Origin of the sequence: Nocardia sp. NPDC019395, assembly GCF_040632335.1 — a bacterium.
In the GTDB taxonomy this organism is placed as follows: Bacteria; Actinomycetota; Actinomycetes; order Mycobacteriales; family Mycobacteriaceae; genus Nocardia.
In genome coordinates this window covers 1,493,833-1,517,638 of sequence record NZ_JBEYBT010000001.1, presented here as the reverse complement: position 1 = coordinate 1,517,638, position 23,806 = coordinate 1,493,833, and the positions used below count along the sequence as shown (strand labels likewise).

The 23,806-nt window shown below is 67.6% G+C and carries 22 protein-coding genes; 12 read left to right on the top strand and 10 right to left on the bottom strand.

Translation table 11 applies throughout. The features are described from left to right. Window positions 1-32: 32 nt before the first annotated feature. On the bottom strand, window positions 33-488 hold the full coding sequence (locus ABZ827_RS06285; protein WP_357233363.1) for a hypothetical protein: 456 nt from the start codon (window positions 486-488) through the stop codon (window positions 33-35). Window positions 489-1,195: 707 nt separating this feature from the next. Between ABZ827_RS06285 and ABZ827_RS06280 the strand changes: the two genes are divergently transcribed. From ABZ827_RS06280 to ABZ827_RS06270, 3 genes are all read left to right on the top strand, one after another. Continuing rightward, entirely contained in the window at window positions 1,196-2,089 is an 894-nt protein-coding gene (locus ABZ827_RS06280; protein ID WP_357233361.1) for a helix-turn-helix transcriptional regulator, read from the top strand. A 313-nt stretch (window positions 2,090-2,402) separates the two neighbouring features. Then, complete coding sequence (locus ABZ827_RS06275) at window positions 2,403-3,761, top strand: M20/M25/M40 family metallo-hydrolase (protein ID WP_357233359.1); 1,359 nt, start codon at window positions 2,403-2,405, stop codon at window positions 3,759-3,761. 21 nt (window positions 3,762-3,782) lie between these two features. Further along, window positions 3,783-4,310, top strand: a complete 528-nt coding sequence (locus ABZ827_RS06270) for a YbhB/YbcL family Raf kinase inhibitor-like protein (protein ID WP_357233358.1) — start codon at window positions 3,783-3,785, stop codon at window positions 4,308-4,310. An 87-nt stretch (window positions 4,311-4,397) separates the two neighbouring features. On the opposite strand, the gene ABZ827_RS06265 is transcribed toward ABZ827_RS06270, so the two are convergent. Together ABZ827_RS06265 and ABZ827_RS06260 are read right to left on the bottom strand one after the other, a co-directional pair. Then, the gene (locus ABZ827_RS06265) at window positions 4,398-6,227 is read right to left on the bottom strand and encodes a long-chain fatty acid--CoA ligase (protein ID WP_357233356.1); all 1,830 of its coding nucleotides are present in this window, start codon (window positions 6,225-6,227) and stop codon (window positions 4,398-4,400) included. Window positions 6,228-6,416: 189 nt separating this feature from the next. Beyond that, window positions 6,417-7,922, bottom strand: coding sequence for a PfkB family carbohydrate kinase (locus ABZ827_RS06260; protein WP_357233354.1), 1,506 nt, complete (start codon window positions 7,920-7,922; stop codon window positions 6,417-6,419). Window positions 7,923-8,293: 371 nt separating this feature from the next. Between ABZ827_RS06260 and ABZ827_RS06255 the strand changes: the two genes are divergently transcribed. After that, on the top strand, window positions 8,294-8,659 hold the full coding sequence (locus tag ABZ827_RS06255) for a hypothetical protein (protein WP_357233352.1): 366 nt from the start codon (window positions 8,294-8,296) through the stop codon (window positions 8,657-8,659). A 19-nt stretch (window positions 8,660-8,678) separates the two neighbouring features. Here the strand turns inward: ABZ827_RS06255 and ABZ827_RS06250 are convergent, their stop codons facing one another. The 3 genes from ABZ827_RS06250 to ABZ827_RS06240 are packed head-to-tail and all read right to left on the bottom strand — an operon-like array spanning window position 8,679 to window position 11,055. Further along, window positions 8,679-9,755, bottom strand: coding sequence for a quinone-dependent dihydroorotate dehydrogenase (locus ABZ827_RS06250; protein ID WP_357234548.1), 1,077 nt, complete (start codon window positions 9,753-9,755; stop codon window positions 8,679-8,681). A 5-nt stretch (window positions 9,756-9,760) separates the two neighbouring features. After that, window positions 9,761-10,027, bottom strand: coding sequence for a DUF5703 family protein (locus ABZ827_RS06245; RefSeq protein WP_357233350.1), 267 nt, complete (start codon window positions 10,025-10,027; stop codon window positions 9,761-9,763). Further along, entirely contained in the window at window positions 10,027-11,055 is a 1,029-nt protein-coding gene (locus ABZ827_RS06240; protein WP_357233348.1) for a hypothetical protein, read from the bottom strand. The genes ABZ827_RS06245 and ABZ827_RS06240 overlap by 1 nt, the downstream gene beginning before the upstream one ends. Window positions 11,056-11,214: 159 nt before the next feature. On the opposite strand from ABZ827_RS06240, the gene ABZ827_RS06235 reads away from it, so the two are divergent. From ABZ827_RS06235 to ABZ827_RS06225, 3 genes are read left to right on the top strand one after another with little or no spacing between them, the layout of a single operon-like run. Beyond that, the gene (locus ABZ827_RS06235) at window positions 11,215-11,562 is read left to right on the top strand and encodes a hypothetical protein (protein ID WP_357233346.1); all 348 of its coding nucleotides are present in this window, start codon (window positions 11,215-11,217) and stop codon (window positions 11,560-11,562) included. 17 nt (window positions 11,563-11,579) lie between these two features. Further along, window positions 11,580-12,134: a hypothetical protein gene (locus ABZ827_RS06230; protein WP_357233345.1), complete on the top strand. Its 555-nt coding sequence runs from the start codon at window positions 11,580-11,582 to the stop codon at window positions 12,132-12,134. Window positions 12,135-12,150: 16 nt separating this feature from the next. Further along, entirely contained in the window at window positions 12,151-14,316 is a 2,166-nt protein-coding gene (locus ABZ827_RS06225) for an MMPL family transporter (protein WP_357233343.1), read from the top strand. 7 nt (window positions 14,317-14,323) lie between these two features. On the opposite strand, the gene ABZ827_RS06220 is transcribed toward ABZ827_RS06225, so the two are convergent. From ABZ827_RS06220 to ABZ827_RS06205, 4 genes are all read right to left on the bottom strand, one after another. Then, window positions 14,324-15,223 (bottom strand): heme ABC transporter ATP-binding protein, encoded by a 900-nt coding sequence (locus ABZ827_RS06220; protein ID WP_357233341.1) that lies wholly within the window; start codon window positions 15,221-15,223, stop codon window positions 14,324-14,326. Between the two features lie 116 nt (window positions 15,224-15,339). Beyond that, the gene (locus tag ABZ827_RS06215; protein ID WP_357233339.1) at window positions 15,340-16,419 is read right to left on the bottom strand and encodes an iron ABC transporter permease; all 1,080 of its coding nucleotides are present in this window, start codon (window positions 16,417-16,419) and stop codon (window positions 15,340-15,342) included. Window positions 16,420-16,564: 145 nt separating this feature from the next. Then, window positions 16,565-17,602, bottom strand: a complete 1,038-nt coding sequence (locus ABZ827_RS06210; protein WP_357233337.1) for an ABC transporter substrate-binding protein — start codon at window positions 17,600-17,602, stop codon at window positions 16,565-16,567. 50 nt (window positions 17,603-17,652) lie between these two features. Further along, window positions 17,653-18,627, bottom strand: coding sequence for an aldo/keto reductase (locus ABZ827_RS06205; RefSeq protein WP_357233335.1), 975 nt, complete (start codon window positions 18,625-18,627; stop codon window positions 17,653-17,655). A 422-nt stretch (window positions 18,628-19,049) separates the two neighbouring features. On the opposite strand from ABZ827_RS06205, the gene ABZ827_RS06200 reads away from it, so the two are divergent. The 5 genes from ABZ827_RS06200 to mshC all read left to right on the top strand — a co-directional run bounded on the left by ABZ827_RS06200 (window position 19,050) and on the right by mshC (window position 23,692). After that, window positions 19,050-19,985, top strand: coding sequence for an undecaprenyl-diphosphate phosphatase (locus ABZ827_RS06200; protein ID WP_357234545.1), 936 nt, complete (start codon window positions 19,050-19,052; stop codon window positions 19,983-19,985). Between the two features lie 85 nt (window positions 19,986-20,070). Next, window positions 20,071-20,772 (top strand): histidine phosphatase family protein, encoded by a 702-nt coding sequence (locus tag ABZ827_RS06195; RefSeq protein ID WP_357233333.1) that lies wholly within the window; start codon window positions 20,071-20,073, stop codon window positions 20,770-20,772. A 123-nt stretch (window positions 20,773-20,895) separates the two neighbouring features. Further along, window positions 20,896-21,480, top strand: coding sequence for a DUF3090 domain-containing protein (locus tag ABZ827_RS06190; RefSeq protein ID WP_357233331.1), 585 nt, complete (start codon window positions 20,896-20,898; stop codon window positions 21,478-21,480). Beyond that, on the top strand, window positions 21,477-22,283 hold the full coding sequence (locus ABZ827_RS06185) for an SCO1664 family protein (RefSeq protein ID WP_357233329.1): 807 nt from the start codon (window positions 21,477-21,479) through the stop codon (window positions 22,281-22,283). The genes ABZ827_RS06190 and ABZ827_RS06185 overlap by 4 nt, the downstream gene beginning before the upstream one ends. A 167-nt stretch (window positions 22,284-22,450) precedes the next feature. Continuing rightward, window positions 22,451-23,692, top strand: coding sequence for a cysteine--1-D-myo-inosityl 2-amino-2-deoxy-alpha-D-glucopyranoside ligase (mshC, locus tag ABZ827_RS06180; RefSeq protein WP_357233327.1), 1,242 nt, complete (start codon window positions 22,451-22,453; stop codon window positions 23,690-23,692). Window positions 23,693-23,806: the final 114 nt, after the last annotated feature.

The window sequence follows — 23,806 nt, the reverse complement described above, 5'->3', positions numbered from 1 at the left end:
GATATTAGGACCGCGCCGCGGAGGGCCCGCGCTCAGGCTCCGTCGCCGCGTTCGAGGACTTTGCCCGGCAGCCAGCCGCCCCCCAGATGCGTGACCCGCCACCAATCGATATCGACGACGATCGCGGTGACCGGAGTGGCGAAGAACGGCTCGATCTGCGGCTCTTTCCGCAGCAGCGCCTGGAAGGTTTCGTCTCGCTCGCTGTCGTCACGCAGCGTTACCGTGCCCAGTCCCTGGGCGAACGGTTCCGCGATACCGGCGGGTACCACCTTCACGCCCACGTTGGGATTCGCCCGGAGCTGATCCAGTGTCCGCCCGCTGTTCTCCAAGATGAACGTCAGCCGGAACAGATCGTCGTCGAGGTTGGCGAAGAAGGCGCTGGTGGCCCAGTTGACGCCGTCTTTGGATGTCGCGAGGTCGATGCTCGAATGGGCGAGAACCTCGGTGAGTTTCTTGCGGATCTCGGTGGCGGTGACATCGTCGGACATCGGTTCCTCCAGTTGTACTCGTTGTTCGGGGTGGTGATTTCGTTTCCGGCCCGCCGTCTGGTGCACGGGTTTCGTGTCGGGCGATCTCGGCCGGCCGTTGGATCAGGGGCCGGATCGTCGCGCGAGCATATCGGCCGGTACCGGCACACCGCAGCGCGAGTGGAGAATTCGTATGTACGGCGAACACCGTGGCGCCCAGTCGATTACGGTTCGTCCGGGTCCCGCCCGGAAATACCTCGGTGGCTCCGCGGTAGCGGCGGCGTACCCTCCGGGGCCTGTGAACTCGCCTTCGGAAAAGGAAGGATGACATACCGGCGAACCGGCCGGTCGGTTGTCGCGATCGGGGCGGGGGGACGGTATGCTCGGTACCGCTTCAGCGATACTAGCGCTTGCTTCCGGTGCCCTCATCGGTGTCATCTCCCCAGGTCTTCGTGGTTGTGAGGCCGGACCGTCGTGTCGTGGGGGAGTTTACGCAAGGAAGCCTGATGCCGCGCGCAAACTACCGAGATGCTAGGTATAAGCGGCGCTGTAGAATTCGAGTCGAGGGTTCACGGCAGCGGGTTGCCGTGAGGATGCCGGTTCCGCCCCGAGTGGGCGCGTTACCGAAAACATGCGCTTACCACAGAGTAGGATCGCGTGCCGACCGGTGCGTTCGTCGGTGGGGGCGCCGTACGATCCAGCACAGCACGAACTGGCCAGAGGCGATCATGACAAACGAGCAGGATGACTCCGATATCCCGGATCAGGCGGAAGCCGACCGCGGGCCGACCGTATTGCGTATATCGCTCGGCAGCCGCCTGCGTCGGTTGCGTGAGGCGTGCGGGATCAGTCGTGAGGACGCCGGCGAACATATCCGTGGATCGCATGCGAAGATCAGCCGGCTCGAGCTGGGGCGCACCAGGTTCCGGGAGCGCGACCTACTGGATCTGCTGAAGCTCTACGGTGTCGACGATCCGGAGAAGCTCGCCGTCTACCTGGATCTGATGAAGAAAGCGAACGATCCGGGATGGTGGCACCCGTTCAACGACGTTCTCCCGAACTGGTTCGAGGTGTATATCGGCCTGGAACAGGCCGCGACCACGATCCGTACCTATGAGGCGCAATTCGTTCCCGGCCTGCTGCAGACCGAGGCCTATGCCCGTTCGGTGATCAAGCTGGGTAACGACGAGGAGACCGAGCGCAGGGTCGGGATGCGGATGCGCCGCCAGGACATCCTCAGCCGCGCCGCCGCCCCGACTCTCTGGGCGGTGGTGGACGAGAACGCGCTGCGCCGGCCGGTCGGTGGTTATCCGGTGCTGCGCGGGCAGATCGAACATCTCATCACGGTGTCCGATCGGCCGAACGTGAAGATTCAGGTGCTCCCGTACGATGTGGGCGGGCACCCGGCCGCCGGTGGTTCGTTCAGCATCCTCCGATTCCCGGAACCCGAGTTGCCGGATATGGTCTACATGGAGCAGCTCACCACCTCGCACTACCTCGAGAAGCAGCCGGAGGTGGAGGTGTACATGACGGTGATGAACAAGCTCAGTGTTATCGCTCCCACGCCCGGCGAGAGTCGCGACTACCTGCGTAAGGTGCTCAGTGAACTGCCCATCGAGTAAATGTGTGTAGCCCCGCGGGCTGGGGGATTCGCCGTTTCGCGCCCGCGCCGCCCGGTGGGGTAGTGGAGCGGCGGAATCCGCTGATTACCAGTCTTTTTCACCTCGGCCGGAACACCTGAATACGTCGTCCGGAGCTCCACTCGGCTGAGGTGTCGCTCGTCGGCAACCTGGTGATACATGAACGGATATTCCGATAATTGCAGATTATGATACGTAGATATGCGCATCTAACTATCTATTACACCTCAGGAAATCGACACCCGACCAGAACGCCGAAAAGAATCAACGACACCCTTGATGGTAGGAAGAGTGCGTGGCCGCTACAGGTGATAACTCTGGCTCCGCTCGTTCCCGTGCCGTGTCGGAGGTGGTGGAGCTGGTCAGCACGCTGATCCGCTTCGACACCTCGAATACCGGCGACCCGGCGACCACAAAGGGTGAACGGGAGTGTGCCGAGTGGGTCGCGCGGCAGCTGGAAGAGGCCGGGTACACGACGGAGTACGTGGAATCCGGTGCGCCGGGCCGGGGAAATATCTTCGCGCGGCTGCCCGGAGCCGATTCGAGCCGCGGGGCCCTGTTGATGCACGGCCATCTCGATGTGGTGCCGGCCGAGGCCGCCGACTGGAGCGTGCATCCCTTCTCCGGCGCCGTGCAGGACGGGTACGTCTGGGGCCGTGGCGCGATAGATATGAAGGATATGGTGGGGATGATGCTGGCGGTGGCCCGCCAGTTCAAGATCGAGGGCACCGTCCCGCCGCGTGACCTGGTGTTCGCGTTTCTCGCGGACGAGGAGAACGGGGGGAAGTGGGGGTCGCAGTGGCTGGTGGAGAACCGGCCGGACCTGTTCGACGGGGTCACCGAGGCGGTGGGGGAGGTCGGTGGTTTCTCGTTGACGGTGCCGCGTCCGGACGGTGGGGAGCGGCGGCTGTATCTGGTGGAGACCGCGGAGAAGGGGCTCGGCTGGATGCGGTTGCGAGCGAAGGCCCGTGCGGGACACGGTTCCTTCCTGCACGAGGACAACGCGGTGACCATTCTGGCGGCCGCGGTGGCCCGTCTGGGAACGCATACTTTTCCGCTCGTATTGTCCGATTCGGTGGCCGAATTCCTTGCGGCGGTGTCCGAGGAGACGGGGCTCGCGTTCGACCCGGGCAGTAAAGATATCGAGGGAACGCTGGCGAAACTGGGGTCGATCTCCCGGATCATCGGCGCCACCCTGCGAGATACAGCGAACCCGACCATGCTCAACGCCGGATACAAGGCGAATGTGATTCCACAGACCGCGGAGGCGGTGGTGGATTGCCGGGTGGTGCCCGGCCGGCAGGCCGAGTTCGAACGTGAAGTGGACGAGCTGATCGGGCCGGATGTCGAGCGGGAATGGGTCACCAAACTGGATTCCTATGAAACGACTTTCGACGGCCACCTGGTGGACGCGATGAACGATGCGATCTTGGCGCACGATCCGCAGGGGCGTACGGTGCCGTACATGCTTTCGGGTGGCACGGATGCGAAGGCCTTCGCGCATCTGGGTATCCGGTGCTTCGGGTTCGCGCCGCTGCGGTTGCCGCCGGAGCTGGATTTCGCTGCCCTGTTCCACGGGGTCGACGAACGAGTTCCGGTGGACGCGCTCGAATTCGGCACCGACGTCCTGGAACACTTTCTGTTGCACAGCTGATCCGATTCGAAAGAGGAGAACATGGCCGACAACCCTTATGACGCTCTACCTTCGGTACCCTCGTTCACCGTGACCTCCGCGGACGTGTCCGACGGTGCGACGCTGAGCAACGATCAGGTCAGCGGTGTTTTCGGTGCGGGCGGTAAGGATGTGTCCCCGCAGCTGAGCTGGTCGGGTTTCCCGGCGGAGACCAAGAGTTTCGCGGTGACGGTCTACGATCCGGATGCCCCGACCGCCTCGGGTTTCTGGCACTGGGCGGTCGCGGATATCCCGGTCTCGGTGACGGAATTGGCGGCCGGCGCCGGTAGCGAGGGCGGTTCGCTGCCCGCGGGTGCGGTGATGTTGCGTAACGACGGCGGTTTCGCGGGTTATGTGGGCGCCGCGCCTCCCGCGGGACACGGCCCACACCGCTACTACATCGTGGTGCACGCGGTGGATGTGGAGTCGCTGGGCATTCCGCCGGAGGCGACCCCGGCGTTCCTCGGGTTCAACCTCTTCTCCCACACTCTGGCGCGCGCGACGCTGGTCGGCACCTACGAACAGAAGTAGATCGCGAAACCAGTTGTGGCCCCGGCATCATGCCGGGGCCACAACTGTTTCAGGCGGGCGGGCCACCGCGATGTGGCCCGCCACGCTTCAGCCGCGGACGTCGATAACGGTCTCGGGTGCCTGTTCGGCGTAGAGGGCGGTGATCTGCTCAGCGTATTTCTCGGCGATCGGCGCGCGTTTGAGTGACATCTTCGGGGTGAGTTCGTCCCCGCCGGGTTCCCACACGGTGCCGACAACGGTGAACCGTTTGATCTGTTCGACCCGGGACAGTTTCGCGTTGCCGGCCTGCACCGCGGCGCGGATGTCCTCGACTATCCGCGGGTGACGGGCGAGAGTGGCGATATCGGCGCCGGTGGCGTCGATATCCTTGGCGCGGACGGCAGCCATATCCGGATCGAGCATGATCAGTGCGGTGATGTAGGGCTTGGCGTCGCCGAGCGCGACCACCTGCCCGGCGAGTGACGACGCCGCCTTGACCGCGTTCTCGATATTGCTGGGGGCGATATTCTTACCCCCTTCGTTGATGATGATCTCCTTTTTGCGGTCGATGATCCGCAGATAGCCGTCGGAGTCGAGGGTGCCGATATCGCCGGTGTGCAGCCAGGATTCCGAATCCAGGGCTTCGGCGGTTTTCTCCGGCATGCCCCGGTAGCCGTGCGTGATGATCGGGCCCCGGACCAGAACTTCGCCGTCGTCGGCCAGCCGGAGTTCGAGTCCGTCGACGGGCCGGCCGACGGATCCGGGGCGGGGTTTGTCGAGTTCGGTGTAGGTGGCGACCCCACTGGTTTCCGACATCCCCCACACCTCGGAGACACAGAAGCCGAGTCCGAGGAAGAATTCGAGGGTTTCCGCGGGAATGGGCGCGGCGCCGGAGGAGGCCACTCGCAGCGCGTCCAGACCGAGCGCCGCGCGCAGCTTACCGAGCAGCAGCCTTTCGGCGAGGCTGTGCTGGATGTTCAGCAGTGGTCCGCGGCCGGTGCCGGCGAGATCCGCTTTCGCGGCGGCGATACCGGTTGCGACAGCCCAGGTCGCAATGGCTTTTTTCGCGCCGGTTTCGGCAGATAGCCTGGCTTCCACCCCACCTTTGATCTTCTGCCACACGCGGGGGACACCGAAGAAGACGGTGGGCCGGGCATCCGGCAGGGCGGCGGCGATTTCCCGGGGATCGGGGACGGTGGTGATCTGGATGCCGGTGACGAGGTTGATGGCATGTCCGGAGATGCGGTCGGCGACATGCGCGGCGGGCAGATAGGACAGTGCTCGGTCGTCCATACCGACGTCGAGAGGGCCGCCGCACAGCGCGACGATCTGGGCCAGCACATTGCTGTGGGTGAGTTCTACGCCTTTGGACGGCCCGGTGGTGCCGGAGGTGTAGATGAGAGTGGCGAGGTCGCCGGGCTCGACGGCCTGCCAGGCGGCGTCGAAATCGAATTCGGGGTCCGGGTTGCTCTCCAGTTCGGTGAGGGTTGTGGCGCCTTCGGCCGCGCCGTCGACGACGACGAGATGCTCGATGGCTACCCCGGCAGCCCGGATGGTGTCGAGAAACTGCTGTTCGGTGATGACGATTTTATTGCCGGCGTTGGTGAAAACGTGTGCGATCTGTTCGGGGGAGCAGGTGTTGTAGACGGAGAACGGGGTGGCGCCGACGTGCAGGGCGGCGGTGTCGAGAAGGTTGAACTCCGGGCGGTTGGTGAGCATTATTCCCACGGTGTCGCCAGGGGAGAGGCCCAGCGCGGACAGGCCCGCGGCGAGCCGGCGGACCCGTTCGCCGTATTCACGCCAGGTGATCTCCTGGGTGCCGCCGACGGTACGCAGTGCAACGGCGTCGGGCCGGAGGGTGAGGGTCTGCTGGAAGGCCGCCGGCACTGTGCGGACGGTGCTGCCGGTGCGGTGCGTAAATGAGATATCTGTGGTCATGGTCCGTTCCCGGGTGCAGGGGTTCCGCGGACTCGAGGAGGTGACGGCGGTGGCGCTCGGCCCGCCGTCGAAGTGACGCGGATCACTAATGGTAGCGGGGAAACGGTAGGGGCGGGTCAAATCTGTCTGGGTCAGTGGATCTACGCGGAGCAGACCTGGTATGGGTACAAGGTCGACGGATGGCCCCGCTCAGTGTCGTTCAGCCGTGAGCCGGACGATTCTGTCGACTTCGCCGACTTTCGGCATGGTGTCGGGGATATCTCCGGAGAACGATTGGGTGGCGACCATGGCAGCGGTGGCCCAGGCGAAATCGTTTTCGCCGGCCAGTTCGGTGAGAGCGCCGCCGGTGTCGCGCTGTTTGGACAGGAGCCTGTATATGAGTGCGCCGGTGAACGCGGACCGTGAGCCGGGGATATCGGTGAACGCGGTCGCCTGGAAGCGCGGTATGTCGAGCGCGATCTTGTCGGAGCGGACCGTGCACCCGAAATCTTCGACGACACACACCGCGCGCGCCCCGAGCATCTGGAGGAGCTCGGCGATATGCGCACCGGATTGTGCCGGAACTTCGGGGATGAGGTAGTCCAGTTCCCGGGTGGAACCGATGAGGTAGTCGATCGACGATAGGTATCGATAGAGGACCTGAGGTGTTTCGATATGGGCCGCGGTGACCAGGGTCAGCGGTCGTCGGGGGAGTGTATGGAGGGCGGCCAGCGTTCGTTCGATCACCGGTAGCGGCGGTTCGAGGGTGAGGAGTAGGGCGTCGGCATCGGTGATCGCGGATCGGACACTGCCGCTTCGCAGGTTGCTGTCCGTCAGCCGGATCCGTTCATCGGTACAGGCGATCGTGCCGGTGACGCCGGTGCGGCTGACGATCAAGGCGGTGACAGGCGTCTCGGCGTTGGGTACGACCTCGACCAGCGAGGTGTCGACGTTCTCGGAACGCAGGTAGTCGAGTATCCGGTGGCCGTCCGCGTCGTCACCGACAGCGCTGACGAAGCGGACGTCGATTCCGAGGCGCGCCGCGGCCACGGCGCAGTTGAGTCCTTTGCCGCCGGGACTCCGGCTGAATCGCCCGCGGGCGAACCCGCGTTCATCGGGGATGGCGTCCACTTGGTAGACGTGGTCGACAACGGCGTCACCGATGATGGTGAGGGACCCCACGCCGGTACCGGCGCCTGTGCGTGCGGTGCCGCGGGCGAATCGGTCTCCGGTGTGTACCGCCCCGGTGACCAAGACCGCGGCGAGGGCCGTGAAAGCGCGCCGTTCGGGCGCTGCGCGCAGCGAACGGACGGTTGGCGCCGGGGGGATGGGATCGGCTTCGGTGACCTCGTGGAGCCGGCGCCAGTGCGCGGAGAGGTATTCGCGCCGGGCGCCCAGGTCCTGGGAATAGAGGGCGGCGGGATCGATGCCGGCTGGTTCGGGGTTGCGCAGGAGGCCCAGGGACAGTTCGGCGTCGACGATCACACGGTAGGTGGGTGGCAAACGCCGCGCGAGTTCGCGGATCACCGGTAGAACGGCGTCGGTGGGCGCGGTGCGGTTGGCTTCGGCGTGGCGTCGGATCACCGGGAGTTCGAGTAGTGGCGTGATGTCGATTTCGGTCGTGGTCAGCCGTTCGTGACTGAGTCCTGAGCGTTTGCACAGCCGGGTGAGGATGTTCCGGATGGCGACGATGGCGGTGTCGTCATGAGGGGCCATTCGGCTGCCTTTCTGTCCGTTCCGCCGTCATCCGGAGGTTTCTGCACCGGCAGTTCTGGCAATAACCATAGTGCAAATGGCGTTTGACATTGGCATTGACCCGCGGAACTGTCAAATGACACACTGGAGCTAGCTTTTCCCTCGACCAGAGGAACGGGAGGGCCTGGTGATGACAGTGAGGACAGCCCTGGCCTTCGGATACCGCCACCAGGCACGGCGGGTTATCGATCGTGCCGCCGTGGATCCGGAGCCATCCTCTGCGAAGGCGCGCTGAGCGCCCCGCACTCCGCCATCCCCGACGGCAGCGATGCCGCGCCGGCCGGTAGACACCCCGGCCCGGTCTCGGTGCCGAGCCCCCTGAGGAGGCAGCTGTGACCATTTATCTCACCGACTGGCTCATGACCAGCGATATCTCACCCGAGTTCGCCGAGCGTGTGCAGACCCGTCACGGATCGTCGTGGCTGTTGACCTGGTTGCCCCAGCGGGCACTCTCATTCGAACAGGCCTATGCCGCAATGGAACTCGACGAGATTCTGTCCGACCCCCGGCTGGTGCACGACAACGCGGCGCTGATCCGGGCGCAACAGCAAGTAGCACTGGTCGGGCTGGTGTGGGAGCAGGTCGTGTATCTGCTGGCAGGCCGGGTCGAGGCACGATTGATGGAGGCACAGATCCTGCAGGACGCGCCCGGCCCGGAGCCCGCGCCCGGCGCCATCCGCAGCGGCTCGGCTGCTTGACCGATCCGGCGGCCGCGATTCAGCGGTGCGCGGCGTGGCCGGCGCCCACGGCGTCGGCCAGGCTGCGGTACCCGCCGGCACGCAGGCGTTCGGCGATCCCGCGGTGTATGCGCCGCGTCCACAGCGGTCCGCCGTAGATGAAACCGGTATAGCCCTGGAGCAGGGAGGCGCCGGCGAGGATACGTTCCCAGGCTTGGTCGGGGGTTTCGATACCGCCGACCGAGATCAGAACGAGCTGTTCGCCCACTCGGGCGTACAGCCGCCGCAGGACCTCCAGCGACCGGTCGGCCACGGGCGGTCCGGACAATCCGCCGGCCCCGATGGCGGCGACTTCACCGGCGTCGCTGTGCAGGCCGTCGCGTTTGATGGTGGTGTTGGTGGCGACGATCCCGGCCAGGCCGAGTTCCACGGCCAGATCGGCGACCGCGTCGACATCCGCGTCGGACAGATCCGGTGCGATCTTGACCAGTACGGGCACCCGCACGCTGTCGAGTACCGCGGCCAGGACCGGCCGCAGCGACTGTACGGCCTGCAGGTCCCGCAGTCCGGGGGTGTTGGGCGAACTGACGTTGACGACCACGAAATCGGCATGTGGGCCGAGCAGGCGCGCACTGGTCGCATAGTCGGCGCCGGCCTGATCGGCGTCGACAACCTTGGTTTTGCCGATATTGGCGCCGATCGGCACCGTGCGAGCCCGGGCATGCAGGCGGGAGGCCGCCGCGGCGGCGCCGTGATTGTTGAAGCCCATCCGGTTGATCAATGCGCGGTCGGCGGGCAGCCGGAACAGGCGGGGTTGCGGATTACCGGGCTGGGCGGCCGCGGTGACGGTACCGATTTCGGCGAACCCGAAGCCCAGCGCGCCCCACGCGGCCACCGCTTCGGCGTCCTTGTCGAAGCCTGCGGCCAAACCGAGTGGCGCGGGGAATTCGATGCCGAAGGCGGTGGTGCGCAAGATCGGATCGGGCGCGGCGAATACCCGGTGCAACAGCGCCCTGGTGGGGGTGAGGGCTGTCGCCGCGCGGATGACTCCGAAGACGAGACGGTGAATCCGTTCCGGCGGCACCAGGAACATGAGGCGAAGCAGTAATCGGTACAGCACGTTCATAGCTCCGTGGTGTGCCCTGCCGGGCTGTTCAACGCGGTTTTGCGGCGGCGCAGCAGGACGCGGCGGCTGCCGTCGGTGTAGGCGCGGACGCGGGACAGTTCCCAGCCGCCGAATTCCGCCTGGATCGCCAGCCGCATCGACGCGGTGACTCTGGTGACATCGGGTGGCAGCCGCAGCGGGATGTACTCGTAGTCTTCCCCGGTGGTTTCCCAGCCGGCCGGAAGTTTTGCCCGCGAAGCCGCGCCACGGTGAGTGGATGCCATCACTGCCCTCTCTCGCGCTGGTCCGCCGATATCCGCTGCAGACCCGGTTCGGTCGCGGAGCCGATATAGATATCGCCGGTGTCCGCGTCGACGGTGACCGCGTTCGGCTGCCGGACGGTGGGGTAGCGGCCCACCTCGCGCGGTGTTCCCGTCGACAGGTCGTAGCCGACGATCTCGTTGCTCTGCGTGCACGTCGCCCATACGGTGTCAGAACGCCGGTCATAGGCAAGTGCGTAAGGCGATGATCCTACCGGGTAGCGCTGCCGGAGGACGAGCGGATCGGTGGTGAACACCAGGAGCTGGCCGCTGTCGGGGTCGGTGACGACGACCCGGTCGAAGGATGCTTCGACGAGGTTCGCGGCGCCGGTACCGGCACGTAACGCCAGCCCGAGGTTCTCGTAGCCGGGTGCGATCTCGGTGAGCAGGGTCTGGCGGCGGTCGAGCACTGCCAGGGTGTCGCCGGTGAGGGCGATCGCGTCCGCGGAGGCGAGTCCGGTGACGGTGCGCTGGACGGTGCCTTCGCGGTCGAGGACGATGACGCGGCCGTCCGCTGTTCCCGCGATCAGGGTGTTGTCCGGCCGCGAGCGGACGCTGCGCAGGTCGCCGTCGACGGGGATTTCGTCGACGGCGCGGGTGGCGGCGTCGATCCGCAGAATCACCCCGTCGCCTGGAGCGAGGAATTCGCCGGGGTTTCCGGCGGCCACCGTGACGGCCGGGCCGGGGAGCTTCACCTGGTGTGTGGTGGGTGGTCGGGTGGCGGGCTCGATCAGCGTAAGGGTGGTGCCGCCCGGATCGAGACCGGCCAGCTTTCCGCTGCCGGGGTCGCTGACCAGGCCGGTGAATGCGGTGGGAACCGCGTAGACGTCACCGGCCGGGGCGGTGGTTGCCGGAGGTGAGGCCGCGGGCGTGGCCGGTTCGCGGGTAGGTGCGTCGCCGGCACCGGTCTCTGAATCGCCGGAGCAGCCGGCCAGCAGAGTGGCGGCGAGCAGGACGACGGCGACGGTACCGCGTGATCGCCGGTGTCGCATTCGTCTCGCTGTGTCCGGAAACGACCGATACTGCATTCGATTATCTGATCACGACCGGGTACACCTGCGTGGCAGCGGGGTGTGGGGGTGTCTGCGACGGGTACACCGCGGGGCGGGTTACCGTACCGGATCAGACGGTGCAAAGTTCAGGAGTCGACGATGCACGAGGTGCCGGGTTTTTCCGCCGATGAGGTGACGACGGGTCCGTTCGCGCACGGATTCGGCCGTACCGGTGACGGGCGGTCGTTCGCGTTCCGCACGGTCCGGGCGACCCTGCAACTGGAGATCTATCGAGCCGACCTCGATTCCGAGGTACCAGGGCCGGAGGATGTGGTGGCTGTGGCCGAAACCCAGGTCACCGATATCGATCTCGACGACGCCCGCAGTGTGGTGGCGTCGGTGCGGGACCTGCTGCCGGCCGCGGTGGCCCCGCCCGGAGGCCGTAATGTTCCGACGGTGCGGGCATTGCTGGCGCGTATCGGTTCGGTTATCGAGGGCAGGCAGTGAGTGGTATGCAGGACGTGATGCGGTACAGATCTGTTTCCCGGCGGATACGCGTTCTGCGCGTCGGCGCGGCAGTCGCGGCATCGGCCGCGGCGCTGTTGATCACCGGCTGCGGGACCGGTGTCGACGAGGACGCGGTATCGGCGGCCCGGTCGTCGGCGAAGGCGGCGTTGTCGTCGTCGGCGGCGGCGACATCGCAGGAGCTGGCGTCACGTGCGCTGCCGACCGCGGCGGAACTCGACGCACAGATCAAACGGGCGCTGGATCCGGCGCTGCCCGATTCGGAGCGGACGGCGCTGATCGAGGACGGCGAATCGTTCCAGAACGCGATTCCGGATATGTACAAGGCGCTACAGGACAATCCGCGGGCCGTGTACGGGGTGACCGATCCGGTATTCGACAATCACGACGGTACGGTGACGGCGACGTTGCGGCTGGACAAGGACGGTTCGGGAACCGCGGTCCGGACGACGGTGGTGCATTTCATCTATCTGGACGGTGCGTGGAAGCTGTCGCGGACGGATCTGTGCGGGATCCTGCGTTCGGCCGACTACCGCACCCCGGCCTGCGGTTAGGGCGCGGGCCGGATCGATGTTCACCGCGGGGACCCATCGGTGGGGTCGTTTCGTGTACCGGCACCGGGTGGCGGTGCTCGTGGTCTTCCTGTTCGTGGTCGGGTTGTCCGGGCTGTTCGGGCGGGATCTGGCGGATCGGCTGACCCAGGACGGCTGGTTCGACGAGTCCAGTGAGTCGGTGGCGGCGTCGAAACTGGCCGACGCCACATTCGGCCGCGATACCGACAGTGATGTGATCGCCCTGTACACCGCGCCCGCGGGCACGACCGTCGACGATCCGCGAGTGCGGGAGGCGGTGACCGCGCAGCTGGACGGGTTGCTGCGGGAACATCCGGACCGGGTGCTGCGGATCGACAGTTATTGGGACAGCGCGCTGTCGGGGCAGTTCGCCGACGATTCCCGGACCCACGCGTTCGCGAGTATCGGGTTGCGCGGTGAGGGGTCGGTGACTGTCGACAACTTCGAGGCGATCACCGGTGATCTGGACGCGGACCGGCCCGGGGCGGGACCGGCCGGGACGACCGTGCAACTGGCGGGGCTGCAGCCGGTGGTCGACGGCATCAATACCGGAATGCAGGACGATATCCGGCGCGCGGAGATGATCGCGCTGCCGCTGGTGGCGCTGCTGCTGTACTTCGTGTTCGGCGGGGTGGTGGCGGCATTGCTGCCGGTACTGGTGGGCGGTATGACGATCCTGGGCACGCAGGGCATCATGCGGCTGCTCACCGGCTATATCGACGTGAACGTTTTCGCCAGCGCCGTGGTGACTCTGGTGAGTCTCGGGTTGGCGATCGATTACGGCTTGTTCTCGGTGACCCGGTTCCGTGAGGAGCTGGCGGCGGGTCGCACGGTGGAGGAAGCAGTGGCGCGTACGGTGGCGACGGCCGGCCGCACCGTGGTGTTCTCGGCGGCGATCATCGCGGTGAGCTTGGGGGCGTTGTTCATCTTCCCGAACGGGGTGTTGCGTTCGGTGCCGTACGGCGGGATCAGTTCGGTGCTGCTGGCGGCGGTGCTGTCGGTGACCGCACTGCCGGCGATGCTGGCGATCGCCGGCCGGCGGATCGATCTGTGGCAATGGCGCCGGTTCGCGCGGGCCAGTACGGAGGCCGAGATCGATCGCGGGATCTTCTCCCGGCTCGCGGTGTGGGCGATGGCGCGGCCGTGGGCGGTGATCGTGCCGGTGGTCCTGGGCCTGTTGTTGCTGATGGTCCCGTTCCGGCATATCGAATTCGGTGGTTTGAGCGAAAAGTATCTGGCGCAGGACAATCCGGCACGGGTGGCACAGGAGCAGTTCGATGCCATGTTCCCCGGGTTCCGGACCGAACCGTTGCGGCTGGTGGTCACGGGCGCGGATGCCGGGCAGCTGAGCGAGATCCGTCTGCAGGCCAATGTGACGCCCGGGCTGACGGGTCCGTTCGAGCCGGCGGCGCCCACCCGCGACGGCATCAATGTGCTCGAAGCGGGTCTGGTCGACGAGCGGGCCGCGGATACCGCGATCGCCGTGCTGCGGTCGATCGACGAGCCGGACGGTGTGCGGGTGATGGTGGCGGGCGTGCCCGCGCTGGAACGGGACAGTATCCACGGCCTACTGGACGGCCTGCCGCTGCTGGCGCTGTTGTTGGTGCTGGCGGCGCTGGCCTTGATGTATGCGGCGTTCCGGTCGCTGATCCTGGCGGTGAAGGCGGTTGCGATGTCGGCACTGAGCCTCGGTGCCACGCTCGGCATCCTGACCTGGATCTTCGTCGAAGGTCACGGTGCCGAACTATTCGATTTCACGCCGGGCCCGCTGATGTTCGCGGTGCTGGTACTCATCGTGACGGTGGTTTTCGGATTGTCCACCGACTACGAGGTGTTTCTGCTGTCGCGGGTATCCGAGGCGCGCGATTCCGGCGCGGACCCGCCGGAATCCATCCGGTACGGTATCGCGCACACCGGCGGCGTGATCACCTCGGCGGCAGCGATCCTGATCGTGGTCACGGGCGCGTTCGGCTTCTCGGAGCTGGTGATGATGAAGTACATCGCCTACGGGATGATCGCGGCGCTGGTCCTGGACGCCACGGTGATCCGGATGCTGCTCACCCCGGCGGTGCTCAAACTGATCTGGCGCCCGAAACGCTCCGGCGCCGAAGGTGTGGCCCGGACCGATCCGGAACCGGTGGCGCCCGGTACGACGCGGCCGTGAGGGGCCGTTACGCCCGTGCCGGGCGGGCGGGTAGTACCAGCTGCGCGCCGGTGCCCGGATGGTCGAGGACCTCGACCGGGTAGCGGTAGACGCGGCTGAGTAGTTCATCGGTGAGGACTTCGCGGGGTGCGCCGGCCGCGGCGAGACGTCCGCCGTCGATAACGGCGACGCGATCGGCGTAGGCGGCGGCAGACGCGAGGTCGTGCAGCACCACCACCACAGCGGCTCCGGCGGCGGCCCGGTCGGCGGCGAGGGTCAGAACCGCTTCCTGGTGTCCGAGATCGAGTGCGGCGGTCGGTTCGTCCAGGAGGAGGGTCGCGGTGTCCTGGGCGAGTACCCGGGCCAGGGCGACCCGGGCCCGTTCGCCGCCGGACAGGCTGGGGAACGCCCGCCCGGCCAGATGGGTGCAGTCGGTCGCGGCCATCGCTGCCGCGATGATCTCGCGGTCGCGGTCGGCGCGTGGGGTGCGCTGCCAGGGGGCGCGGCCCATCGCGATCACTTCGGCCGCGGTGAACGGGAAGCCCACGGTATGGGATTGCGGGAGCACGGCGCGGCGGCGCGCCATATCGATCGGTGTCCAGTGCGTGAGCGACCGGCCGTCGAGTTCGACGCTGCCGTGCCCGGGTTCGAGTTCGCCGGCCAGCACGGCGAGCAGGGTCGACTTTCCGGCGCCGTTGGGTCCGACGAGGGCCACCACTTCGCCGGCGGCGACCTCGAAATCGACATTGTCGAGGACGCGGCGGGTGCCGCCACCACCGCCGTGGCGGTCCAGACTCACCCCGCGTGCCCGGAGTGTGACGGCGCCCGGTTCGACAGGTGCGGGCAGGTCGTGGGTGCGTTGCAGTAGTCCGGCGAGACTACGCAGCGGGCCGTATGCGGGGCCGGAGATGCTGTGCCGATCGGGCATGGACCCGGCTCCTCCGTGGTTACGCTCCCTCGCCGCCTCGGTCATGCTGTGTCGATGGGGCACGGACGAGGGCCCTTCGTGGTTACGCTGCGCTGCCGCCTCCGGACCCGACTCGCTCATGCCCAGCCTCCCGCTCGGGCGCGGGTGCGGCGCAGCAGCCAGAAGAAGAACGGCCCGCCGATGAGTGAGGTGAGCATGCCCAGCGGCAGGTCGGCGTTGTCGACGAGGGAACGGGCGGCGACATCGGCGGCGAGCAGGACGACGGCGCCGGTGACGGCGCTGATCGGGATCAGCGCACGATGCCCGGGGCCCACCACCATGCGGACCACATGCGGGACGATGAGACCGACGAACAGGATGATCCCGGAGAACGCGACACCGGCGGTGGTGAGAACGGCGACTATCACGATCACGAAGCGCCGGAGCCGCTCCACGTCCACCCCGAGGTGACGGGCGGCGGATTCGCCCAGTGCCAGCAGATCCAGCCGGGGCGCGACGAAGACCGCGGCAGCGATCCCGGCGGCCGCGAGCGGCGCGACCACGGCGACAGCGTCCCAGGTGGCGCCGTTGAGACTGCCGAGCTGCCAGAAAACGATCTGGTCGCGGGCGGCGGGGGAGGCGACGAACAGCAGGAAGGCGATGAGTCCGCCGGCGAACGCGTTGATCGCGACACCGGTGAGGACCAGCGTCACGACTTCGGTGCGGCCGTTCGCCCGGGACAGTAGATACACCAGAGCGGTGGTGACCAGACCCGCCGCGAAGGCGGCGGCGGCCACCGACCAGGCGGCAACGAACGCGCCCCCGAACACGATGACCGTTCCCGCGCCGACCGCGGCACCGGAGGACACTCCGATCACGCCTGGTTCGGCGAGTGGGTTGGCGAAAACACCCTGCAGCAGTGCCCCGGCTGTGGCGAGAGCCGCGCCGACCAGGATCGCGAGCAGGACCCGCGGGAACCGGACTTCCCACAGGGTGACCTCGCCGGCCGGGTGCGCGGGCAGCGGCCCCCAGTCCAGGCCGATGCGGTGGGCGACACTGCCGGCGACCTCGCCGGGACTGGTGGGGACCTGCCCGATGGCGGCAGAGGCGATCGCGAGCGCGAGCAGGGCCAGTGCGGCGACGATGAACACGAGCACGGCACGGCGTCGGTGGCCGAGGTGCTCGGTGGTGGGGTTCTCGTCCAGGTCAACGGTCATGCGGTGTCCATCGGCAGGAGCGAGGGCCCTTCGTGGTTACGCTGCGCTGCCGCCTCCGGGCCTGACTCGCTCATGCTGTGTCGATGGCGCATGGACGAGGGCCCTTCGTGGTAACGCTCCGCTGCCGCCTCCGGGCCTGACTCGCTCATGCGGTGGTCTGCCCGTAGATGGCGTCGGACAGGGCGGTGATGACGCGACCGGTGTTGGGACCGAACGACAACACCACCGAATCGGACATATCGACGATCCGTTTGTTGCGTCCGGCCGGGGTCTGGGCGATACCGGGGATCTGGAGGATGCCGTCGACCCCGCCGACCGATTTCATACCGTCGGTCATGACGAGCAGGACGTCCGGGGCCGCGGCGATCATCGCTTCGCTGGTGATGGCGGTGAACGGCTCGGTGACCCCCGCCTCCTGCCCGGCGTCGCGGGCGCCGAGCGCGGCGATGAGCGCGTCCGCGCCGGAACCGGGTCCGGCGAGCATGGTGATGGCACTGGATCGCAGGTACAGGAAGGCAATGCGCAGCGGCGGATCCTGGGCGGGGACCGCGGCGGAGGCGGCGGCTATTTCGTCCCGGGTGCGCTGCGCCAGTTGCTGTCCGCGCTCCGGTACGCCGAGAGCGCCGGCGACGGCCTCGATCATCGGTACGACACCGTCCATGGAGCGTTGCGGATCGAAGTAGACGACTTTGATCCCGGTGGCCCGCAGCTGTTCCCGCACGGCCGGTGAGGCGCTGGTCGTATCGGTGAAGAACACGCTGGGCCGCAACGCCAGGATCGATTCGACGTTGAGCGCGCCGTTGCCGCCGGTGACGTTCGGCAGGTCGGCGATCCCGGGAAAGTTACCGCCGGTGCTACGGCCGACGAGGTTGTCGCCGAGACCGAGGGCCCATACGGTCTGGACCAGAGTGCCGTAGCGGTCGGCGGCGACGATCCGGCTTGCGTCGGTGACGGTGACGTCCGTGCCGTCGAAGGAACGGACGGTCGCCGGGAGCGCCGGTACCGGGGGTGGTGTGAGCGGGACCGGCGCCACATCCTCAAGGACCGCGGTCGACGGGCCCTGCTGACCGGCGGCGCCCGCGGGTTCGGTACTGCCGCAGGCGGCGGTGAGGACGAGCAGACCGGCCGCGAGGCCGGCCAGCAGTGCACGCGCCCGTCCGGTTCGGGCCCGGGGATAGCTCATGAAGGCAAGGCTAATCCGTAGCGGTGTGCGGGTATCGCGCGCGTCCCCGGCTACGGGGTGGAGCTCACATCGTCGAGAGCGGCGGCGATCGCGCGCGGAAGTTCGAGGGTCTCGGCGGACAGTACGCCGGTCAGCTGGCCCATATCACGGGCTCCGACGAACATGCTGGCAACTCCGGGCCGGTCCCGCACCCAGGCCAGCGCGACCGCCAGCGGTGAGGTGGCCAGTCCGTCCGCGGCGGTGACGAGCGCGTCGACCACGGCGGTGGCGCGTTCGTCGTCGAGTCGGCCGCGGATCTCGGCGGCGGTGGATTCGTCGGCGGCGCGGGAATCGGCCGGGACACCGTCGCGATATTTACCGGTGAGGATCCCCGCGGCCAGCGGTGCGGTGGCGACGATACCGGCGCCGTGGTGGGTGGCGGCCGGCACCGTATCGTCTTCGGCACCGCGGGTGAGCAGCGAATACGGTGTTTGCACGGAGGTGATGGGGGTGACCGCGGCCAGACTCGCCAGCTGCCATGCGGTGAAGCCGCGGACCCCGGCGTAGCGGACGCGGCCGGACCGTATCGCGTACTGGAGGGTGCCGGCGATCTCATCGAGGGGTGTGCGCGGATCCCAGGCGTTGACCTGCCACAGGTCGAGGTGGTCGGTGCCCAGTTCCAGCAGGGTGCGGTCGAGTTGGCGCAGCAGGGTGCGGCGCGAGCAGTCGACGGTGATGCGCGCCTGTTCCGGTGCCGGTGGGTCGCTGCCGGCCGGCACGCTCGGCAGGTGCGGGACCTGGCCGGCGCCGGCGCACAGGACGAGTTCATCGCGGGACACCAGATCGCCGAGGAGTTCGGCCAGTATCCGCTGGGCCGCTCCGCCGCCGTAGGCGGGAGAGGTGTCGACGAGGGTCCCGCCCGCTTCGGTGAACGCGATCAGTTGTGCGGCGGCGGTATCGGCGTCGGTATGGCTGCCCCAGGTGTGGGTGGCCAGCCCGATCCGTGAGACCCGCAGCCCGCTGCGTCCGACGGTGCGCTGTTCCATCACCGAGTCTCCATGCCCGATCGACACAGCATGAGCGAGTCGGGCCCGGAGGCGGCAGCGGAGCGTAACCATGCAGGGCCCTCGTCCATGCCCGATCGACACAGCATGAGCGAGTCGGGCCCGGAGGCGGCAGCGGAGCGTAACCACGCAGGGCCCTCACTGCTGCGCGGAAGACACAGCACAGTTCGACGTTTCCTCACGGCGACCAGCCTAGAGCGTGACCGCTCGGTGACCGTTCGCGGCGAATCTCCCGGGCGCGGCGTGTCCTGGGTGGGCCCGGCCGCCGCGCGCGCTTCCGGGACGGCGATGTAGGGTCGCTGCGGTCGATCGCCGGGCACCGTGAATACGGCTGGGTGTGGCGTAAGCGCGAAGGCGGAGCGGGTTTTCGGCGTGGTTCAGGAGGATGTGTGGTTGGCGAGGCGATGACCTGGGTGCAGGCATTGGTGCTCGGTTTGGTGCAGGGTTTGACGGAATTCCTGCCGGTTTCGTCGTCGGGGCATCTGCGGATCGTGTCGTCGGTGTTCTTCGGCGACGACGCGGGTGCGTCGTTCACCGCGGTCACCCAGCTCGGTACCGAAGCGGCTGTGCTGTTGTTCTTCGCCAAGGACATCTGGCGCATCGTGCGCGTGTGGTTCGCGACTGTGTTCGAGAAGCTGACCCGGCGTTCCCGGGAGACGGTCCCGCTGAGCGAGCAGGTGACCACGAAACTTCCGGTCGTCACCGGCTCCGGGCCCGCCGGATACGACCCGGATGCCGAGGCGCAGCGCGAACTCGACTACCGGATGGGCTGGTATGTGATCATCGCCACTATTCCGATCGGGGTGCTCGGGGTCGTCTTCAAGGACGAGATCCGTACCGGCGCACGTAATTTGTGGCTGGTCGCGATCATGTTGATCGTTTTCGCGCTGGTGATCGCTGCGGCCGAGCACTACGGCCCGAAGGAGCGCCCGCTGGAACAGCTCACCACCCGCGACGGTTTGGTGATGGGTTTCGCGCAGTGCCTGGCCCTGGTTCCGGGAGTTTCGCGGTCCGGCGCCACCTCCAGCGCCGGCCTGTTCCTCGGGTTGAAACGGGAGGCGGCGGTGCGGTTCTCGTTCCTGCTGGCGATCCCCGCGGTGACCGCGTCGGGTTTGTTCAGTCTGCCGGACGCGTTCGAACCGGCCGGTGAAGGATTGAACGCGTCGGGCCCGCAACTGCTGGTGGCGACCCTGATCTCGTTCGTGGTCGGGTATGCGTCGGTGGCGTGGTTGCTGCGGTTCGTGGAGAAGCATTCGTTCTACTGGTTCGTCGGGTACCGGATCGTGCTGGGGTTCGTGATCATCGGTTTGCTCGCGGGTGGGGTCGTGTCGGCGACATGACGGGCGCGGATCGCGGGGCCGTTGCCCCGGCCCCGCACGGGTTCTCCCGGCCTCGGTGCGCGGCGGCGGCCATTAGGCTGGCAGCATGACAGTGATCCTGCTGCGACACGGCGTGTCGACGTCCAACAACGGTGGCACTCTCGCGGGACGCAGTCCGGGTGTCGAACTCACCGACCGGGGCAGCGAACAGGCGCGCGCGGTCGCCACGCGGCTCGCCGGTCTGCCCATCGCGCGGATCGTCACCTCGCCGATGCTGCGATGCCAGCGCACGGTATCTCCGCTGGCGGCCGATCTGGAACTGGAGCCGGTGGTCGACGAGCGGCTCGCGGAGGTCGACTACGGCGAGTGGACCGGGCGCAAGATCAAGGATCTGCTGCAGGAACCGCTGTGGCAGGTGGTGCAGCGGCACGCGTCGGCCGCGGTGTTCCCCGGCGGTGAGGGGCTGGCGCAGGTGCAGGCGCGGGCCGTTTCGGCGATCCGGGAACACGATCGTGCGCTGGCGGAGTTGCACGACGGGGATCGGCTGTGGGTGGTGTGCACCCACGGCGATGTGATCAAGTCGGTGCTCGCCGACGCGCTCGGCATCCATCTCGACGGGTTCCAGCGGATCATGGTCGAACCCGCCTCGCTCAGTGTTGTCCGCTATACCCGGACCGCGCCGTTCGTCGCACGGATGAACGACACCGGTTCGGACCTTTCCGGTCTGGCGCCCGCGCCGGCGGCCGAATCCGGGACTTCCGGCCCGGTACCCGGCGGGGAGATCGGGGCGGGAAGGAAAGACGGATAATGGGTATGCCCGATACCGGCGGATGTGCCACCGCTCGGCGGCGTCGGGTGAATCGGCGTTTGCGCCGGGAAACGGCGCAGCGGAGCACCGCAGCCGAACAGGGTCACGTATCAGGAGGTGCATGTGTCACGAGCCATCCATGTATTCCGCACCCCCGAACGTTTCGTCGCCGGAACCGTCGGTGAGCCGGGCGATCGCGCGTTCTATCTGCAGGCAGTGGAGGAACCCCGGGTGGTGAGCGTCCTGTTGGAGAAGCAGCAGGTCAAGGTGCTCGCCGATCGGATGGGTCTGCTGCTGGACGAGGTGGCGCGCCGGTTCGGGGCCGAGGTGCCGCCGCAGGCCGAACAGGTCGGCGACAACGATCCGCTGGTGACTCCGATAGACGCCGAATTCCGGGTCGGCACAATGGGCCTGGGCTGGGATGCCGACGCGAACGCCGTGGTGGTGGAGTTGCTGGCGATCACCGAGACCGAGGTGGACGAATCGGTGGTCCTGGACGACACCGAAGAGGGCCCCGACGCGGTGCGGGTGTTCCTCACCCCGGATCAGGCACGGGAGTTCGCGCTGCGTTCCACCCGGGTCATCGCGGCCGGCCGGCCGCCGTGCCCGCTCTGCGGGGAGCCGCTGTCCGCGCGCGGGCATATGTGTGTCCGCACCAACGGATACAAGCGCGGTGAACTGTTCGGCGCGAGTGATCTGGAGGAATGAGCGTGCCCGATGCCGGGGACCTACTGTCCTCCGGTGAACTGACGGTGCTGGGCCGGGTGAGTGTCGCCAGCAACGTGACCCTGGTGTGCGATCTCGGCACCGGTGACGGCGCCGTACGGGTGGTGTACAAACCGGTGCGCGGGGAGCAGCCGCTGTGGGATTTTCCCGACGGCACGCTGGCGGGCCGGGAGGTGGCGTCATATCTGATCGCGACAGCGCTGGGCTGGCCGGTGATCCCGGAGACGGTGTTACGGGACGGTCCGTACGGCCCCGGGATGGTGCAGCGCTGGATCACGACCCGCGAGCCCGCCGAACCCGGGAGTACCCGGCTCGACCTGGTGGATCTGTGCCCGCCGGGGCTGGTGCCGGACGGTTACCGGGAGATCCTGCGGGCTTACGACGGCGCCGGGGACGAGGTGTCGCTGGTGCACGCCGACGATCCGCGGCTGCTGCGGATGGCGGTGCTGGATGTTCTGCTGAACAATGCCGACCGTAAGGGCGGTCATGCGCTGGAGGGGGTCGACGGCGGTGTGTACGGGGTCGACCACGGGATCTGCCTGCATCAGGACAACAAGCTGCGCACCGTCCTGTGGGGGTGGGCCGGTGAGCCGATTCCGGCGGATCTGCGTGCCGATATCGGTGCCTTCGCCGATTCGCTGCCCGGTGAACTCGCCGACCGGCTGTCGCACCATCTGACCGATACCGAGATCGACGCGCTGCTGCGGCGTGCCAAACGGTTGCTCGACGCCCCGGTGATGCCGCTGCCCGAGACGGCGCGACCCATCCCGTGGCCGGCGTTCTGAACCCGGCCACGACGGTTCATCCGATGATTCACTCGGTCTGACGGCAACGGTTGCCTTCCCCGGACCGGCGGATCCGTGCAGGTCCGGGGCCCGGAGGTCGACGCGCTACCGGCCGCCGGGCCGGGCCGGGCGGGGGCCTGCCTGTGCCGACCTCTACTCTCGAAGGTATGCAGTCCTGGTCCGACACCCCGATTCCCGCGGTCCCCGGAGCAGGGCCACCGTTACGTTTGCACGACACCGCCGATTCGTGTATTCGGCCGGTCACTCCCGGTGCGACGGCGACCATGTATGTGTGCGGTATCACTCCCTACGACGCCACCCATCTCGGTCACGCCGCCACCTATCTGACCTTCGATCTGGTGAACCGGCTGCTACGCGACGCCGGGCACGAGGTGCACTACGTCCAGAACGTCACCGATGTCGACGATCCCCTGTTCGAGCGCGCGGCCCGCGACGGCGTGGACTGGCGGGATCTGGGGACCGGCGAGATCGAACTGTTCCGGGCCGATATGGCCGCGCTACGGGTGCTGCCGCCGCGGGACTATGTGGGCGCGATCGAATCGGTGGACGAGGTCGTCGAACTGGTGCGCAAACTGCAGGCCTCCGGCGCCGCGTACACCGTCGACGACCCGGAGTTCCCGGATATCTACTTCCGGACCGACGCCACCGAACAGTTCGGGTACGAGTCGGGCTACGACCGCGAGACCATGGCGCGACTGTTCGCCGAACGCGGCGGTGATCCGGACCGGCCCGGGAAACGTGATCCGCTGGACGCGCTGCTGTGGCGGGCCGAGCGCGCGGGTGAACCGTCGTGGCCGTCCCCGTTCGGTGCGGGTCGTCCCGGATGGCATATCGAATGCGCCGCGATCGCGGTGAACCGGCTGGGTACCGAGTTCGATATCCAGGGCGGTGGCAGCGATCTGATCTATCCCCATCACGAGTACTCGGCCGCGCACGGTGAGGCGCTGGTGGCGGGTCGCCGGTTCGCCCGCCACTATGTGCACACCGGGATGATCGGCCTGGACGGGGAGAAGATGTCGAAGTCCAAGGGCAACCTGGTGCTGGTGTCGAAGCTGAGGGCCGCGGGGGTGGATCCGGCCGCGATCCGGTTGGGTCTGTTCGCCGGCCATTACCGTGCCGACCGGATGTGGACCGATAGTGCGCTCGCCGATGCCCAGGCCCGGCTGGACCGCTGGCGGCGCGCGGTCGCGGTACCGGCCGCGCCGGCGGCGGGCGATACCGTCGCGCGCCTGCGCACTCATCTGGCCGACGATCTCGATACGCCGCGCGCGCTGGCCGCGGTCGACGCGTGGGTACACGACGCCCTCGAATACGGCGGTAACGACTCCGGCGCGGGCGCGGAGATCGCCACCGCGGTCGACGCGCTGCTCGGTGTGCGCCTGCGCTGACCGGTCTGCCCGGTTCGGGCGCAGGACCTTTCACTGTTCGCCCCGGCTGTGAACCCGCACAACGGTTCGTCGGCCGAATTCGCCGATGGGGTACTGTTCGATGCTCGAGATCCC

What these genes read in the sequence shown, in the direction of transcription:
- ABZ827_RS06285 (WP_357233363.1), bottom strand. Translation starts at nt 488, where the DNA reads ATGTCCGACGATGTCACCGCCACCGAGATCCGCAAGAAACTCACCGAG.
- ABZ827_RS06280 (WP_357233361.1), top strand. Translation starts at nt 1,196, where the DNA reads ATGACAAACGAGCAGGATGACTCCGATATCCCGGATCAGGCGGAAGCC.
- ABZ827_RS06270 (WP_357233358.1), top strand. Translation starts at nt 3,783, where the DNA reads ATGGCCGACAACCCTTATGACGCTCTACCTTCGGTACCCTCGTTCACC.
- ABZ827_RS06265 (WP_357233356.1), bottom strand. Translation starts at nt 6,227, where the DNA reads ATGACCACAGATATCTCATTTACGCACCGCACCGGCAGCACCGTCCGC.
- ABZ827_RS06260 (WP_357233354.1), bottom strand. Translation starts at nt 7,922, where the DNA reads ATGGCCCCTCATGACGACACCGCCATCGTCGCCATCCGGAACATCCTC.
- ABZ827_RS06245 (WP_357233350.1), bottom strand. Translation starts at nt 10,027, where the DNA reads ATGGCATCCACTCACCGTGGCGCGGCTTCGCGGGCAAAACTTCCGGCC.
- ABZ827_RS06240 (WP_357233348.1), bottom strand. Translation starts at nt 11,055, where the DNA reads ATGCGACACCGGCGATCACGCGGTACCGTCGCCGTCGTCCTGCTCGCC.
- ABZ827_RS06235 (WP_357233346.1), top strand. Translation starts at nt 11,215, where the DNA reads ATGCACGAGGTGCCGGGTTTTTCCGCCGATGAGGTGACGACGGGTCCG.
- ABZ827_RS06230 (WP_357233345.1), top strand. Translation starts at nt 11,580, where the DNA reads ATGCGGTACAGATCTGTTTCCCGGCGGATACGCGTTCTGCGCGTCGGC.
- ABZ827_RS06225 (WP_357233343.1), top strand. Translation starts at nt 12,151, where the DNA reads ATGTTCACCGCGGGGACCCATCGGTGGGGTCGTTTCGTGTACCGGCAC.
- ABZ827_RS06220 (WP_357233341.1), bottom strand. Translation starts at nt 15,223, where the DNA reads ATGCCCGATCGGCACAGCATCTCCGGCCCCGCATACGGCCCGCTGCGT.
- ABZ827_RS06215 (WP_357233339.1), bottom strand. Translation starts at nt 16,419, where the DNA reads ATGACCGTTGACCTGGACGAGAACCCCACCACCGAGCACCTCGGCCAC.
- ABZ827_RS06210 (WP_357233337.1), bottom strand. Translation starts at nt 17,602, where the DNA reads ATGAGCTATCCCCGGGCCCGAACCGGACGGGCGCGTGCACTGCTGGCC.
- ABZ827_RS06205 (WP_357233335.1), bottom strand. Translation starts at nt 18,627, where the DNA reads ATGGAACAGCGCACCGTCGGACGCAGCGGGCTGCGGGTCTCACGGATC.
- ABZ827_RS06200 (WP_357234545.1), top strand. Translation starts at nt 19,050, where the DNA reads ATGACCTGGGTGCAGGCATTGGTGCTCGGTTTGGTGCAGGGTTTGACG.
- ABZ827_RS06195 (WP_357233333.1), top strand. Translation starts at nt 20,071, where the DNA reads ATGACAGTGATCCTGCTGCGACACGGCGTGTCGACGTCCAACAACGGT.
- ABZ827_RS06185 (WP_357233329.1), top strand. Translation starts at nt 21,477, where the DNA reads ATGAGCGTGCCCGATGCCGGGGACCTACTGTCCTCCGGTGAACTGACG.
- mshC (WP_357233327.1), top strand. Translation starts at nt 22,451, where the DNA reads ATGCAGTCCTGGTCCGACACCCCGATTCCCGCGGTCCCCGGAGCAGGG.